At 50.2% G+C, this 15,358-nt stretch carries 15 protein-coding genes; all 15 read right to left on the bottom strand.

From position 1 onward, the window contains the following. The 15 genes from QMX97_RS23530 to QMX97_RS23460 all read right to left on the bottom strand — a co-directional run bounded on the left by QMX97_RS23530 (position 1) and on the right by QMX97_RS23460 (position 14,940). Entirely contained in the window at positions 1 to 1,035 is a 1,035-nt protein-coding gene (locus tag QMX97_RS23530; RefSeq protein WP_120447943.1) for a polysaccharide biosynthesis protein, read from the bottom strand. Next, positions 1,028 to 1,543: a DapH/DapD/GlmU-related protein gene (locus QMX97_RS23525; protein WP_120447942.1), complete on the bottom strand. Its 516-nt coding sequence runs from the start codon at positions 1,541 to 1,543 to the stop codon at positions 1,028 to 1,030. The genes QMX97_RS23530 and QMX97_RS23525 overlap by 8 nt, the downstream gene beginning before the upstream one ends. After that, positions 1,544 to 2,959 carry a hypothetical protein gene (locus QMX97_RS23520; protein WP_120447941.1) on the bottom strand — a complete coding sequence of 472 codons (1,416 nt, stop codon included), beginning with the start codon at positions 2,957 to 2,959 and terminating at the stop codon, positions 1,544 to 1,546. 1 nt (position 2,960) lies between these two features. Continuing rightward, complete coding sequence (locus QMX97_RS23515) at positions 2,961 to 4,067, bottom strand: O-antigen ligase family protein (protein ID WP_282397703.1); 1,107 nt, start codon at positions 4,065 to 4,067, stop codon at positions 2,961 to 2,963. After that, the gene (locus QMX97_RS23510; RefSeq protein ID WP_282397702.1) at positions 4,064 to 5,296 is read right to left on the bottom strand and encodes an oligosaccharide flippase family protein; all 1,233 of its coding nucleotides are present in this window, start codon (positions 5,294 to 5,296) and stop codon (positions 4,064 to 4,066) included. The genes QMX97_RS23515 and QMX97_RS23510 overlap by 4 nt, the downstream gene beginning before the upstream one ends. Positions 5,297 to 5,386: 90 nt before the next feature. Then, on the bottom strand, positions 5,387 to 6,079 hold the full coding sequence (locus QMX97_RS23505; protein ID WP_120447938.1) for an acylneuraminate cytidylyltransferase family protein: 693 nt from the start codon (positions 6,077 to 6,079) through the stop codon (positions 5,387 to 5,389). Continuing rightward, positions 6,076 to 6,726, bottom strand: coding sequence for an imidazole glycerol phosphate synthase subunit HisH (hisH, locus tag QMX97_RS23500; protein WP_282397701.1), 651 nt, complete (start codon positions 6,724 to 6,726; stop codon positions 6,076 to 6,078). The genes QMX97_RS23505 and hisH overlap by 4 nt, the downstream gene beginning before the upstream one ends. Then, positions 6,723 to 7,481 carry an imidazole glycerol phosphate synthase cyclase subunit gene (locus tag QMX97_RS23495; protein ID WP_120447936.1) on the bottom strand — a complete coding sequence of 253 codons (759 nt, stop codon included), beginning with the start codon at positions 7,479 to 7,481 and terminating at the stop codon, positions 6,723 to 6,725. Before QMX97_RS23495 ends, hisH begins: the two co-directional genes overlap by 4 nt. Then, positions 7,478 to 8,740 (bottom strand): N-acetyl sugar amidotransferase, encoded by a 1,263-nt coding sequence (locus QMX97_RS23490; protein WP_240435310.1) that lies wholly within the window; start codon positions 8,738 to 8,740, stop codon positions 7,478 to 7,480. Before QMX97_RS23490 ends, QMX97_RS23495 begins: the two co-directional genes overlap by 4 nt. A 77-nt stretch (positions 8,741 to 8,817) precedes the next feature. Then, entirely contained in the window at positions 8,818 to 9,873 is a 1,056-nt protein-coding gene (locus QMX97_RS23485) for a nucleotidyltransferase family protein (protein ID WP_282397700.1), read from the bottom strand. Then, positions 9,870 to 10,562, bottom strand: a complete 693-nt coding sequence (locus QMX97_RS23480; protein WP_120447933.1) for an acetyltransferase — start codon at positions 10,560 to 10,562, stop codon at positions 9,870 to 9,872. The genes QMX97_RS23485 and QMX97_RS23480 overlap by 4 nt, the downstream gene beginning before the upstream one ends. Further along, positions 10,559 to 11,644 (bottom strand): N-acetylneuraminate synthase, encoded by a 1,086-nt coding sequence (gene neuB / locus QMX97_RS23475; RefSeq protein WP_120447932.1) that lies wholly within the window; start codon positions 11,642 to 11,644, stop codon positions 10,559 to 10,561. The genes QMX97_RS23480 and neuB overlap by 4 nt, the downstream gene beginning before the upstream one ends. Before the next feature lie 3 nt (positions 11,645 to 11,647). Then, complete coding sequence (gene neuC / locus QMX97_RS23470) at positions 11,648 to 12,802, bottom strand: UDP-N-acetylglucosamine 2-epimerase (RefSeq protein WP_282397699.1); 1,155 nt, start codon at positions 12,800 to 12,802, stop codon at positions 11,648 to 11,650. Further along, complete coding sequence (locus tag QMX97_RS23465; protein ID WP_282397698.1) at positions 12,799 to 13,950, bottom strand: LegC family aminotransferase; 1,152 nt, start codon at positions 13,948 to 13,950, stop codon at positions 12,799 to 12,801. Before QMX97_RS23465 ends, neuC begins: the two co-directional genes overlap by 4 nt. Positions 13,951 to 13,959: 9 nt before the next feature. Beyond that, entirely contained in the window at positions 13,960 to 14,940 is a 981-nt protein-coding gene (locus QMX97_RS23460; protein WP_120447929.1) for an NAD-dependent 4,6-dehydratase LegB, read from the bottom strand. Positions 14,941 to 15,358 lie beyond the last annotated feature (418 nt).

Below are 15,358 nucleotides of genomic sequence, written 5' to 3'. Positions count from 1 at the left end.
TCACTCCTCTGGAGTCACGTCTTCGCCACGCGCAATGGCGGCCATAAACTCCAACTTAAGCAACAGGTGCTGCATCCCCTTGACGTCAAGGCGCTCAGTGTTGTGTGAGTTGTAGTCCTGCATGGTAGATAGACGCTCTTCTCCCTGCTCCACGAATTTGCTGTAATTCAGGTCGCGCAAGTCAGGTGGAATCCGATAGTAATCTCCCATGTCTTCTGCACAGGCCATTTCTTCACGACTCAGCAGCGCTTCATACAGTTTCTCACCATGGCGAGTGCCTATCACTTGAATCGGGTGCTGAGGTTTCCCCAACAAGTCGGTAAGCGCCAGCGCCAAGGTCTGCACCGTAGCCGCAGGCGCCTTCTGAACAAACAAGTCACCATTGCGCCCGTTTTCGAACGCATAGAGTACCAAGTCCACAGCATCAGATAGTGTCATCATGAAACGCGTCATGTTCGGATCTGTAATCGACAGTGCATTACCTTTGCGTACCTGCTCGATGAACAACGGGATGACTGAGCCACGCGAAGCCATGACGTTTCCATAGCGTGTGCCACATATAACTGTGCGCGTTTCGTCGACATTACGCGACTTGGCGACCATCACTTTTTCCATCATCGCCTTGGAAATGCCCATGGCATTGATGGGGTATACCGCTTTATCAGTACTCAGGCAAACCACCCGGCTGACGCCGTTCTGGATAGCCGCCTCGAGTACATTGTCGGTACCATTGATATTGGTTTTAACCGCCTCCATCGGATGAAATTCGCAAGAGGGCACTTGCTTAAGGGCTGCGGCATGAAATATATAATCCACGCCTCGGGTAGCATTCAGCACACTTTGGTAGTCTCGTACGTCGCCGATGTAAAACTTAAGCTTGGAATTGGCATAGCGCTTGCGCATGTCATCTTGCTTTTTCTCATCGCGACTGAAGATTCGAATCTCAGCTATATCCGTATCGAGAAAGCGTTTAAGTACCGCATTTCCAAAGGAGCCCGTACCGCCTGTTATCAACAGTTTCTTGGAATCAAACATGCGTACCGCTCCTATCTAGCTTTTCCAAGTGCAATTTCTGCCCAGCCTCGTCAAACCGCCATTTTAGGTGGCGAGCCGGGTTACCAGCAACAACAGAAAACGCCTCAACATTTTTGGTGACCACTGCCCCAGCCGCGACAATTGCGCCGTCGCCGATGGTGAGACCATTGAGAATGATTGCCCCATGACCGACCCAAACATCCCGGCCTAACACGGTAGGCTGCCACGCCTCTCTCCCCCCGTCACGCATTGCGATACCTGGGGAAGTGAATGCGTGATCCCCCCCAACTACGGCGACATCATTGGCAAGCATCGTAAAAGCCCCCACGGTGATATCTCCGTCCAGATAACACCCAGCGCCGACGTAACATAAATCTCCCAGGCTGACACGATGCGGGAACACAAACAAGCGCTTGCCGAGGCGCACTCCTTTGCCAACGCTTCTGAAGCGGTAGAGAGCCTTCAGTTGAAATTGAGTGTATAAAAATAGCAAAACGTGCTTGATCAATTAGTCACCTACATTTGGCATATGCTTGGAAGCAGCAGTCCACCACGCGTCTTCCTGAATCAAATTTAAGAGTTTTTCGACCAAATTCACATAACGATATACTAACAACTCTCCTCCAAAGTAGATTTCTGGGAGAAACGACGGCTCATCGCACACGAGGACAGGTCCATACCCTTGTACGTCATAGAAAGCTGTCGAATTGACCGTGACAAAGATCGGACGAAAACCGCTAATAGCCGCCCAATCCCTTACCCGAACTGATCCATTCAATTGCTCCGTCGGCGAGCTATTGGGATGAACCTTTATAAAAAAAGGCACATTTTTCGCCGAACAAAATTCTTCCAGGATTCGCTGGGTTTGAACCAAGGCGTTAGATTCTGCCACACAATTGAAGGTCAAAAAGTTTTGATCCAGCAACACGACCGCAGGTGGCAGAGCTCGGCTGGCATCGACTGAGGCTAATGGCAGCTTAGTATTCCTACTTTTGCGTATGCTCGGCTTCAACCCGGAACAACGTTGCTGGTAGAAGTTAGACTGCGAGGCATTGATGCCTTTGAATTCACTGTACGCTACGTAAGGCGAATAAAGGCCGACACCATGGGCAGTATTTATAATTGTTACTCCAGCCTCGATCAAGCGCTCGTACAGTGCTATCGAAGCCACTTCGAACTCATCACTGGTATAAACTACCTTAACCCCCTCCGCTATGAGCTCCCGTGCATAGCGCTGATAAGCCGACGTTTCAATACGGACGACATCAACATCCCCTCTGCCTTTTGCAAACAGCAGCCTCAATAAGCCAGAAAGCTGATAAGGAAGACCAGAAAACCGAACCTTCCCACCGCGTTTTTTCACAGACCTAAAAAAACGAAACTGCCGAGCCATACCAAAAGGAAAGGGGTAAAGAAGGAGACTTGAGCTAAACACCTCCTTGGCATACATTGCTTCAGTTACATCCACCCATCCCCTCACAATAGATGGCGAAACGCTCACGCGAGATGGAACAAGCCGAAACAGACGATTAAGAATGATTTTCATCGCAATGGCCTGTCTGTTCGCTTTTTCTATATAGGCATGAGGGGCTCCACCCAGACGCCGAAATACAATAGATTCAGCACCGATAAGCTCTTGCAAAACCGCAATAGAGTCGTCAAGCGCGCAAACTTCAAAAACGCCGTCAACATGCTCATTGACATAATAAGCCAGCGCCGCAATATCTTTGACCCTGGAAGATTTCAAGGCATACAAATTCACCAACACCTTATGCTCTAGACCATCAAGCTTGTGCGCACGCGCGAGAAAATCGCATACATCATAAAATAAGCTTGTTTGGAATATACTTTGAGCACACTTATCTCTAATCTCACCAATATGGATAACCGATCCATCTGACAATGTACAATGTTCGAGACTCACTTCAAGCGTCCTCATGACGTTTTAAACCAATCAATAACGCAGAGTAAATCATCAAAAAATGCGGATGCTTTAAAAAGTTCTGAAAAAATGAAGAAATCAAAAAATACAGCACAAATGGTGCAATCACCCACAGGTACTCCCTCTTGATAGTACGCCCGAACGGGACTATCAGCACTAGAAATATCAGAAAACCTAACAACCCCTGGCGTACCAGAATATCAAGGTACGTATTATGAAAAGATGCGGCTCCAAAATTCCCAACCCGTTCATCTAGGAGTACTGCGCCACTCCCCAACACCGGAGATGCCTTAATGAGCTCCACAGCTGAGAGGTAGACCTCCGCCCGATCAGAAAACAAGAACATCCGAGCAAAAAACTCACCGCTTAAATCTAAAGTTGGCAATAACAATACAGCGAGTAAAAGTAGCGCACCAACACATGATGCCAGGACAATCACACGTGTTTTCGACTCAATTTTCAACACGGTAAAAATCATGAAAATAGCGAGAGCGAATAACGGGGTTCTGGAGGTGGTCATAAAAGCCGCCGCAAGGCAGACGAGCGCCCATTTAGGGCGATGCTCTATAAACATGCCGAGCAAGAAGCCTAACGCGAGCAGAAACGCTAAGTAATTTGGCCAGTCGGGAAAGTAACGAACGCCCCACAATCGATATTCAGGAAGCGAAAACATCTCCAATCCTGCTTCATAAGGTCGCTCTATAAAAAAGCATACAAAAACAAGAAGAGCAACTACGCAGACACCAGCGAACAAACCCTTATAAAATTTTTGAAGATCAGGAATCAAACTACCAAAAATAAAGAAACAGTAAAATAGAACAGATCCTATCACTTGGCGCTCACCAATATCATAGCCCGAAAGCCCAACATAGCTGGAAAGCAATGCGCTTAACATCCCGAGGATGATCAGCACCAACACTCTCGACAAAAACTGACGCCTGCCAAATAAGAACATCAAGCCGAAAACGCTGAAGGCTATCCAGTAATACGGAACACCCGGATATGCAAACGGAAAGGCGAGACAAAATCCAGCCAACCAAGAAGCGGACTGAACAGTATCAGTAGGTACAACAAAAATATTACTCCTCATACGCTATACCTACAGCGAGCAAAAACCAACGTCGAGAAAAACAGCAATGCAAACGACACGCATGAGACCCAGGATGCCACAATCGCGCCGTGCATAGGGACTAAATACCAATTTAGTGTAACGCTGAATAATGCTACTCCTCCGATCATCCATGCGAGTGCGCTCGTATGACCGTAGTATAGGCAGTAGCTACTGGCGATTCTGTACATCCCGTTGAAAAACATTGCCAAAAATAGCCAGGGCGTAAACTCAAACGCTTGCCGATAAGATTCTTGATCTATTAAAACAACTACAACCTTGAAGGAAAAATAACCGAGCAGACAGAGCAAAGCCAACACCGCAGCGTATACCATTACTAGCCTAACTGTTTCATCGGTTCGAACTTGTCGATCGCCAAGAATCTTGTAGAGCCAGGGGGTAAATGCTTGCACACAGCCACTGGATGCGATATTCACCAGCTGCGAGACCTGGAACGCCAAGGCATAGTAACCCGCCACTGCAACTCCATAGGCCGCGGTGATGATAAACCGATCCAGCATAGCCATTCCCCAACCCGCAACCTGATAGGGGACCAATGGTAGACCGTAAATAATAGCCTTTTTGAAATAATGCCCATTCAACGAAAAACGCAAATATCCTTTGCTCCAGAGAATTGAGAGGGATATCAGTCCACCCACAATAAAGACCCCTGTAAGCCCGTAGACAGCGCTCTCCCATCTCACCCCCCAAAAATTCAAGAGTGCAACCGGAACAGCGAGCTGCAAAACGCAGAAAAAAATCATGTAGCACAGATATTTCTTCGACAGGTTTTCGGACTGCCAGACAATGAGTAAAAACTGCTGAACTGCCTGCCCCAGTGCACCGAGCAGCGCAAAAGGAAGTATAAAGCCAGGAATATCCCAACGAGAGGCAATTGCAGCCTCCACACCTGTCGCAAAGACGCAGCAGATAAGGCCAAAACCGATCACGGCCCAGATTATAGTCGAAAGGTATAAGGATCGCTGATGCGGCTCGGATGCAAAAAAATCCCTTTGAAACGCTGCGACCAAACCAAGGCCGAGAACTTGAGTAGAGAGCGCAACAACAGCCATGAATAACGTTTGTGTGCCTAAGGCGTGAGCGGGAAGGACATAGGCACTGTAAAAAAGCAGCAGCAACTGCGATCCCGCGACGAGGCCATTGGATAACGTGTAAATAAACGCCGCGCTGCTTATTTTTTTAAGGCTCATTATCAGAACTCAGCACCCGTATATCCATTGTTATGCGACTAACATTACGCATGCGTTGAATAATGAATGAAAATGATTATTGTGAATAATTTACGGATGCAAGTATGCCAGATGACGCAAGGCTTCCTGCCAATCATCCGCCGTGTCGATATCGAGCGCTTCTGCTCCATGGCTGGTCACTAAAGGCTGCGTCCCAGGAATTAAAAAGCGTTTATGCCTTCGGAGATCCTCTGGAGTGATGAGGTAGATTGAACCCGTCAGCGTATAGGCAGCAGGAAGTTCTTGAGACCGAAGTATAAGATCATCCCATCCGAGAAATGGATCCAGTGACACACCATTAATCTTGAATGTCCAAGCAGGATGGACTTCTGAGCGACAAACACTTACCACTGGTGCTTTGCTAGAGGAGAATAGGCGCACTGCCGCGCCGATAGACTCAGCCGTGCGGAATGGTGATGTAGGCTGGAGTAGCATCACTCCTTGCACCCTAACGCGAGATACGGATTCGTACTTATCAAGCGCATCCATGACGACATCATAGCTACTCGCTGTATCACTCGAGAGCTCAGCACTACGCCTATGAAGAATTACTCCTCCGCATCGTTCAGCCGCGTTGGCGATCTTGACATCATCGGTCGTAACAAGAATATCCATGAATTCACCGCTTAACTTCGCAGCGTCAATAGTCCACGCTATCAGCGGTCGATCACCCAGCAGCTTTATATTCTTTCCTGGTAGGCGCTTTGAACCCCCACGTGCAGGCACAATTGCAAGAATATTCATTTGAGCCTTACAAAAGTATTCAGCATTGACAAACCAACTTCTCCACTCTTCTCGGGATGAAATTGGGCGCCCCACACATTTTCATTCTCGATCACCGCCGCTATTGCCGTTCCTCCATATTCGCAATTTGCAACACGGTGCATGGCAGAGGTCGGGACGGCCATGAATGAATGTACAAAATAGACGGAATTCTTCAAAGGCGGAGTGTCATGTAACAATGTCCCCTCCCAACTCTGACGCCCTGTCGTCGCTACCAAATCGCGCCAGCCGATATTAGGAACCTTCACCGATGCCCCGTGTACATCGGCATTGGGTATGGGCATTACCGTCCCGGGAATAAGCCCGAGCCCTTCCACGAATCCAAACTCGGTACTACTGTCCAGTAATAGTTGCATTCCCAAGCAGATTCCCAATAGCGGTTTTCCTGTTTGGGCAAAGGCCTTCAAGGCCTCGCTCATGCCATTCTCCGACAACATGGACATAGCATTTGCGTAAGCTCCTACTCCGGGTAACAGAACCTTACCAGCACGCTTCAATTGCTCAGGTGTATTTACAAGTTCGACCTTGGCACCACAATGCTCCAATGCTCGCTGTACGCTGAGCAGATTGCCTACGCCATAATCAATGAGGCTGATTACGTCACTCATATATCACGCACTCTTATCCCACCAGCTATTACGTCGCGACGGATGTCCATCAGCGCTGCACGGTTGTAATGTAGAATATCGGCCATTGCAACGGCATCCGCGCCAGCAGAAACTGCAGTAACAATATCGGCAGCTTTCCCCATTCCCCCACTGGCGATTACCGGAATGTCCACTATCTGGCTGATAGCCTGTACTAGGGGTAAGTCAAAGCCTTTGCGGGTACCCTCTTGGTCAACAGATGTCAGCAAAATCTCACCCGCACCCAATGATGCCCCCTTAACAGCCCATTCAACCACATCAAGTCCAGTGCTTTCCCGACCATTGTCGGTAAAGACCTCCCAACGCTCAGGTCCTACACGCTTGGCCTCGATGGAAAGCACCATGCACTGGCTACCGAAGCGCCTTGCTATTTCCGTGATTAATGAGGGTTGGTTGACCGCCGCTGTATTGACAGCCACTTTGTCGGCGCCGCACCGCAACAGGTGGGTTACGTCATCAACCGTGCGAACACCTCCGCCAACCGTCATGGGAATGAAGACATTTTCTGCTGTTTGCTGAATTAAATGACCAAGACTATTGCGCCCATAAAGGCTGGCTACGCAATCCATGTATATAAGTTCATCAATACCTTGCTCGTAATACCTAGCGGCAAAGTCACTGGGGGGACCGATTACTCGCAGCCCCTCCAAATGAATACCTTTGATCAAATTGGCACCTTTGACATCAAGGCGCGCGATCAGACGGGTATTGCTCATTCACCAGATCTCTTTTGGTCCCAAGGCGTATAGCGCAACTTCCACTCTCCATCAACTACATGCCAAAGATGTGGAGAGCGGAAGCGATCACAAATAGCTAGAAATTCATCGCGCTCCATACTGATGTACTCTAAAAATTCCTTTTCATAACGAGCAGGATACTCACCTTCATAACGTCGCATCAGCGCACAAGCTTCTTCCTTATCGATATGATGATTCCGAATTTCTTGCGCGGAGTCCATCATTGTTCGGCCGACACCAAATTTTATCCAGCGTGTGAAATAGAAAAACCCATCCACTTTATCGTCGAGGCTATTATATTTAGAGTAAGTACCTTCAGTACGGACAGGATTAGCCTCAAAACCGGTATTTTCGACCGCGTAATAATAGGCTTCCTGCGGCACCCACTTTTTATAATAGCCTAGATACTTGAAGTCGATACCTTTCCTTTCGAGCACATCCGGCGGCATAGGCAGGTAACTTTTCAGATCTACCAGCGGAACACCATCATCGAGATACTTACCGATCTGCTGCCCACCTAGATAGATGTCTCTAACATCCGTATCGCCAATATAATCAAGTGAGAAGCCCTCGGCCTCTCCGGCCTGGCTGGCGGCCGCATAGCTAGATGTTTTGTGGGAGATTTTTTCTCCATATTCACCTGGCATTTCACCGTAGAAAATAAGAGGAATATTTAATTGCGCCGCCATTTTCGCCACAAATGTCTTCTGACCTAAAATAAATGGCTGAAAAGGATGCAAAAGGTTAATAGTCGCATTACGCGTCAACAACCGGTGAATCTTTCCATTAGGCGTGTACAAAAAATTATCAAAACCGCCTATATGCAGCCAATTCTGAAAGTTTTTCCAGCCGATATCAGTGTACAAATGAGGTGACCATGTAACAGTCAGTGGATTCATTCCATATTTGTACTTAAGTAGGTGGGACTGCATGGCACTGTCTTTTCCGCCACTGCCACCGACAATACAGTCATAAGAGCCGTCAGATTTCCGGTATTGATTACAAAGCTCTTGCAACTCACGCTCGCGCTCGTCCCAATCAATCTCACCCGTTTCTTTTAACTTATTAAACCGGCATGCGTGACATACGCCTTCTTCGTCAAAGCTCAATGTAGTCTTCGTCGAGCTATGACTGTGCGCATATTCATTGCTCGACATTGGCTGCTGATTCGACATGTTGCAAATTTTGCAAAACTTGACGTCACGCGGGAGGCCGTACAAAACGTCCAATTCATGCACAGGTTTGGAGAATCGGGACAAATCAGTGGACGGACTAGGGGAAATTTTCAAATCATTCTCCAATTACAAAAACGTATTCAAACTAGATATTGGCTTCGGGCTTTCTGAAGATCGTCAGGTCTACCTACGTCTAGCCAGGGCTCGTGCATCGGATAAGCGATGGTGTTCTGCCCTAAGCGTTGAATGCGCTCGAACAGCGTAGGCATATCACACTGCTGCCCTACCACCAGCTCATCGAGCACACTCGGGGCCAGAACATAGATGCCGGCATTGACATGAGTACGGTATACAGGCTTCTCATCAAACCCGGTGATGGTAATCCCTTCGGTGCGCACCACGCCAAACGGGTTCTGCCATTCATGCAAACGTACCGCCATCGTCGCCTTTGCGTCGTGGCGTGCATGAAAGTCAAGAATTTCCCCGTAGCGGATATCGCTTAGCACGTCACCATTGGTAACTAGGAAGGGCTCCATCGGACGCGGACTTAAGAGACTGATTGCGCCGGCGGTGCCCAATGGAGAATCTTCACGAAGGTAGCGAATTTCGATTCCCCACTTGCCCCCATCTCCAAAGTACTCTTCGATCATGTGACCGAGATAATGAATCGCGACAATGAAACGGCAAAAACCTTCGCTTTTTGCGCGCTCAATGATCCGCTCCAGCATAGGCTTACCGCCCACCGGTAACATCGGCTTAGGACAATCTTCGGTGAAAGGCAGCAGACGCTTGCCCAGTCCGCCGGCCATGATCACCATCGTGTTCGGGCGATTCGCAGGTTCGACGACTTCGTCCCACAGATGCAGCCCCACCACACGGCGCTCTATATCAACGATCGGCAGCTGATGGATCTTGTTGGCATGCATCAAATGCAGGACCATTTCACGGCCGAGTTCCGGTGGCACGACCAGTGGCGCCGTGAACATGATGTCTTGCACAGCACTGTCGAGCTGCAGCCCTTTGAGCAAGGCTCGCCGAACATCACCATCAGTGACACTTCCCAGTAAGCGACCGTCAGCGGATATAACCAGCACGATCTGTAATCCGGACTCGTCGAGGTTGCTGATCGCCTGTTGGATAGTGGCTCCGACGGGGAGCAATGCGGTGCGCCACAACTGATGATCAACTGGTTTCATGATTTCTTCGACTGAACATTATGTTTCGATTCCTTGATACGAGCGGCTGCCCCCAGAACGACTTGACCGGCAGGGACATCCTTGACCACTGTGACACCAGCGCCCACGATAGCTGATTCGCCAATCATTATGCCCTGGATGACGGTAGCACCCGCTGCAATGAAGCTTGCTTCGCCGGTAACCACCCCGCCGCACAACACGGCGGACGGGGCCACATGCGTGTGACGACCAATTATACAGTCATGATCGACGGCAGCCCCGGTATTTATGATCGTGTTCCTCCCTATTCGCACATCCGCCTGGATGATTGCGCCAGCCATTACCTGCACTCCATCTTCCAGACATACCGACTCGTCCACCCAGGCGGCGGGATGGACGAGTGAGGGGAATGTAAATCCCTGTACGACCAATAATTCGTACAACGCACGCCTACGGCTGCTTCCAGCTAGTTGGCCGACACCGTTGACCAGCAAAACATCGGCTGGGCTGATCCCCTGCAGCGCTTCATCACCACCTAGAATGGGAATTTCTCGCCACATTTCGCCCTTTCTGTCTCTCAACGCGGGGTCACAGACACCTTTGACCGGCATTTTCAGGGCACGCAGCAAAGACAGCAGCACCTTGGCGTGTCCGCCAGCGCCGATAATAATGATCGGAGGAACGACGCGTTGCTGGGTGACCGAGTTCATTCAATGATCTCACCCGGCTGATAAGCCCTTCCCGCAGGACGTCCGACTTTCTCCCACAACAATGTTGCCGGCAGGCCTGAACCACAACGTGCAGTGGAGAGGTCATCACGCGCGAACGGCTGCCCATTTGAAATTGCGCGGGCAGCAATGACTTGTTGCCGGGCAGCCTGACGGGTATCCCACTCACTGGGCAGTGGTGATTTTTTACCATCCCCTAATATCATCTCGATACCGCGAATACGAGCAACCATTTCTTTTAACTCAAGGGGCTCGAGCGAAGCCTTATGGTCAGGCCCGGGAAGCGATCGGTCCGTAGTGAAGTGCTTCTCGATCACCGTCGCGCCTCGAGCAACAGCAGCGACGGGCACCAACAGTCCCTCGGTGTGATCTGAGTAACCTACAGGGAGGCCGAACGCGTGCTTTAGGGTATCCATCGCCCGCAAGTTCACCTCTTCCAAAGGCGTTGGATACTGTGAAGTGCAATGCAGCAATGTCACCGAGCCGACTAAATGCTGACGGGCCTCGGCACAACTCCAGTATCTCCAAACCTCATCCATGTTTGCCGGCTCCTGCTCATGCTCTTTAGCATGAGCGATAATCGCCAGCCCCTGTTCGACTTCGCTTAGCGTCGCCATTCCCGTGGACAGCACCAAAGGTCGTCCGGTCCGAGCAAACCGCCAAAGCAGGGGCCCGTTGGTCAGTTCACCTGATGGGATTTTGAACAGGGGGATCTGCAGATTGGCAAGAAAATCCAGGCTTTCGCTATCGAATGCAGTACTCAGAAAATCGATACCTAGCTTGCCTGCGTGCGCCATGAGGTCGTGATGCCACTCTCTAGGCAGCTCCAGTTTCTTGAGCATGTCCAACTGGCTTTCCGCCTGATCGGTCGTCTGCTTTTGGTAGCTGGCCTTGGGTGCGCTGACCGAAGCCAACTTACGCGCATCAAACGTCTGGAATTTAACCGCATCGGCTCCCGCTTCAGCAGCGATATCTACAAGCGCAAACGCACGTTCCCGGTCGCCGTTATGGTTAACACCCGCTTCAGCGATTACATAAACGGAGTCATTGTTTTGTGTATTCATTCTTCAGCTCAAGTCATGAAAGGTCTTTTGCGCACCGAGGTCAAACGTTTTCAGCACGTCAACGATGCTACGCGCAGCATCACCTTCTCCATAGGGGTTAACGGTTAACTTGCATGCCGCAAGGAATTCTGACGTCAACACATTCGTCAGCGCTTGCGTCACTGCCATCTTGGTTGCGGCGCAATGAAGAATGGAATCCGCACACAAGCGACCGGCTTGACGAACACCAATATTGACCGTGGGCACGCCAAACGAGGGAACCTCAATAATGCCGCTCGACGAGTTGCCAACTACCGCAGCGGCCAAATTGACAACGCTCAGGTAACGGCGAAACCCTAGAGAAGGTATAGCGAGAACACGGTTTGGGTGCATTGCAGCAAAAGCTTCTAACAACGGAATAATGGCCCGTCCGCCATTGTCGGCATTGGGATAAGTGATAATGACCTGATAATCAGGAAAATCGTCTAAGGCCTCAAGAACTGCTAAAAAGCTTTGCTCGGGATCTTCGTCAGCCATGGTGACAGGATGATAGGTCACCAGCAGAAAAGGCTGATGAAGGGCAAACTTCAGGCTTTCACGGAGCTCCTCCAGCGACATAAGAGGAGTTCGCTTCAGATGATCTAGGCCAACCGCCCCGACATTGAATACGCGCTCAGGGGCCTCACCCATCTGAATTACACGCGACTGATACTGCCGGGCAGCCACAAAATGCAAGTACGCCATTTTCGTCAATGCATGCCGAATTCCGTCATCGTAGGCACCCTCAGTGAGCTCTCCTCCATGCAGGTGAGCAATGGGAATGCGCATGACCAACGCGACCTGAGCAATACTCAGTGCTTCAAACCTGTCCCCAAGTACCACTAGAACATCGGGCCGGAGACGATCCAATGCGTCAGCAAAACCGATCGTACCAAGCCCCATGGATTTTGCCACGCCTACCGGGGTATCCGATGACAGCAGCATTTCAACTTTTGCATCGATGCCGAAACCATCAGCGTCAATGGTCCGCCAAGTCTCGCCAAACTCTGGGGATAGATGCATGCCGCCAACAATAATCTGCAGCTCAAGCGACGGATCCTGTCGAATCTCGGTCATGAGCCAATAGAGCAGACCATACTCTGCCCGTGTACCCGTAAATACCGCGACCTTGCGCGTCATTCAGCGCCCCGGAGGTAGACACTGCTGGGGAGATTGACTACACGAGACTCCAGCCATTGCGCGTTGCTCAGATCACCGTGCAGGCAGTGCGAATAGGCTGGCAAGCGATTCATTAATGTCCAGATAGGGCGCGTCATGACCCCTTGCTCATTGGTGAACTTCAAAAGGTCGTCACGCTGCCCGGAAGTCTCGCAAATAACTGCATTGAGCCAAAAGTTTGAACGACAGCCCTCGGGCTCAGTGACAAACTGCAAATCAGTATCTGCAAGCTCGCCTGCATAGGCATGTGCCAAGGCACGCTTTGTCTCTACAAAAAGCTCAAGTTGCTCCAACTGGGCACATCCCAGCGCTGCATTAAGGTTGGGCAGGCGATAGTTATATCCAATCTCGTCGTGGACGTACTCATACGGATGAGGTTGTTTCGCCGTAGTGGTGAGGTGCTTGGCCCGCGCACCTAGAACTTCGTCGGCCAGGATCATTCCGCCGCCACCCGTAGTAATGATCTTGTTTCCGTTAAAGCTAAGCGTACCTACCAACCCAAAGGTCCCGGTATGTCGCCCCTTGTAAAGGCTGCCCAGCGATTCGGCGGCGTCCTCTACCAACGCCAGGCCCCATTTCGCGCAAACCCCAACCAAGCCATCCAGATCGGCTGGATGTCCAAATGTGTGCATCGGTAAGCAAGCACGAACAACTCGCCCATCACTGCGCAAACGGCAGCACCCATCCGAATCCAAGACCGCTTCGGACTCCAGCCAGATCTCCAACGCTTCTGGCGAGAGCCCCAAGGTATGACGATCCACGTCCACGAACACCGGTTCAGCACCGCAATAAGCGATTGCATTGCACGTTGCGACAAACGTCAACGACTGAGTGATGACCAGGTCGCCACGGCTAACCCCTGCCAAAAGCAACGCAATATGCAGGGCAGCCGTACCATTCACCGTCGCGACCGCGCGTGGACTACCGGTGTAGCACTGCATATCGTGCTCAAAGCGGTCCACGAATGCGCCAACGCTAGACACGAAGCTCGACTCGATAGTCTGCGCTACATAGGCTTGCTCGTTACCCGAAAATACTGGGGCATGGAGAGGAATGAAGTCATTAGTGGAATAATGCTCGCGGATAAACGAGACAAGGGATCGGTACATCGACACACCTCAGACGTTGTAGATGTCAGCTTTGTATTTGGCGAGATTCTCGGGCCGAGTAAACCAATCAATGGTCTCCTGGAGCCCGCGCTGGATGTCATAAGCCGGCTTAAAACCCGTCAAAGCGTGAATTTTTGAATTGTCACACCACAGCCGAAAAACTTCAGACTTACCAGGACGCATCCGCTGATCGTCAGTGAGGAACTCGACGTCGCTGCCCATCAGCTTACGAATCAGATCGAGCGTGTCGCCCACAGAAATTTCAAAGTTGGAACCAATGTTTACGGTTTCTCCAATGGCTTGATCACATCGAGCCAATTCAAGAAAACCGCGGCAGGTATCGGCGACATAATTGAAATCACGGGTGGGTGTGACATCGCCCAGCTTGATTTGCTTCTGCCCACTGGCAATCTGGCTAATGATAGTGGGAATAACGGCACGTGCCGATTGTCGTGGGCCATAGGTGTTGAATGGGCGAGCAATCGTCAAGGGTAGGTCGAAAGCATTGAAAAAGCTCATCGCCATTGCGTCCGCACCTATCTTGGATGCGCTGTATGGAGATTGCGCCTGCAAAGGGTGTTTTTCGTCGATCGGCACGTATTGAGCGGTTCCATACACCTCACTCGTCGAGGTGTGAATGATACGCTTCACCCCATTTTCCAATGCAGCCTGGCAAATGTTCAGCGTACCTTTCACGTTAGTATCGACATAGCTATCAGGAGCCACATACGAGTAAGGAATGGCAATCAAAGCAGCCAAATGAAAAACAATATCAACGCCTTTGGTGATGTGCTTGCAATAATGGGGATCCCGCACATCACCGTTGAGTACCTCAATCTGAGGAAGGCAATCCACATCCTCCAGCCATCCCCAGTAGTTGAACGAATTGTATTGAGAGAGCGCTTTGACGCTGTACCCCTCACGTACCAGCAATTCGGTCAAATGCGAACCAATAAAACCATCGGCACCCGTTACTAATATCGTAGTCATTTCCAATCCCTAACGTGTCCATCCAAGCGATGCAAGTCGTGGTGGAGCAAAACAAAAAAGCGGGTGAGGTCCAACGCCATACTCGCTCATGCGATCGCAATCTTGTAATTGTGCCACTTCCCGGGGCAGATGCCACGCCTTCAACGTCCCAGACAAGCAGAAACGTATCACCGCTAATCGGGGTCACAGCCTCCGGAGCGTGAAATTTGTCAATAGTCCTGAAACACGAAAATTCAGGAATCGAGGGACAATATAGCCCGCCCGATATCACAACCCTTTAAAAAGCTGGGAGCTACTATATGGCACAGAGAGATACGTCTCCCTTATTTTAGAGACAGCTGTGCATTGCGTTTTCAGTTAAAAACATATCAAGCACACAGAGGAGCGCGCTAGCACAAAATTGCGACCCTGACAAGCC

Origin of the sequence: Pseudomonas sp. PS01298, assembly GCF_029959745.1 — a bacterium.
GTDB lineage: Bacteria > Pseudomonadota > Gammaproteobacteria > Pseudomonadales > Pseudomonadaceae > Aquipseudomonas > Aquipseudomonas aylmerensis.
Note: the sequence above shows the minus strand (reverse complement) of the source record. Positions and strands in the feature narration are given on the sequence as shown.